The organism is Alcanivorax sp. HI0044 (assembly GCF_001634945.1).
In genome coordinates, this window is record NZ_LWEZ01001826.1 from 1 (window position 1) to 769 (window position 769).

General features: G+C 59.7%; 1 pseudogene. It reads right to left on the bottom strand.

The features are described from left to right. Positions 1-769: pseudogene (locus tag A3730_RS32330) on the bottom strand (LamG domain-containing protein); the annotation flags it as partial.

The window sequence follows — 769 nt, forward strand, 5'->3', positions numbered from 1 at the left end:
GGGTCAGGTTGGTATTGAACAGCAGGTTTTCCAGCTCGCTTTCAACCCCGTTGCGGTCTGGCTGGCTGGCCTGGCCATTACCGACCATGCGTTCAAACAACGGTGAAATGACCCAGTCTTTCCAGTTCTGCTGGCTGAGGGTGTCGGCGCCCAGGTTGTAATTCATGCCTATGAACAGAGGCTGAATGCTGGTGTCATTGCTGATTTCTGCTTCTACCAACGCGTTGCAGTACTCAATGGCGAGCTGGGCAATCCCCACTTGATGCGCCGTGAGGAAGGCTTCGATATTTTCCTCGCTGGGCAATTGGGCGCGCAGGCGTCGGTAGGTGTCCGGCACCTCGCCGTAGCCTTCCGGCACCCCGGTGAGCTGGCTCATGGTGGCGTTGATTTCGGCAAAGTTGCGCAGGCCGGGCAGGGGCTGTTCGCCGTACTGGTTGGGTGTCAGCGGCAGGGGCTGCGGGTCGGTGTGCACATTGGTGTGGCTGCCCAGGCGTTCGAAGGTGAGGAAGAACTCGTCGTTTTCCTGGCCTTGCTCCACGGGTAGCAGGGTGCCCAGGCGGGACAGGGTTTCGCCCTGTTCGCTGTAGCCTTCACCGCCAATCAGGGTGTCCACCGTGGCAAAGGACTGGGCCACGTCGGGGACGCGACCGTTGATGCCCAGGCGCAGGCCTTGCAATGCCACTTCCGATTCGACGATATCCTGTTCCAGGTTGATGAAATAGGGCGCGGCGAACAGGTAGCTGTAGTTATCGAAGCGGGACACTTCGAA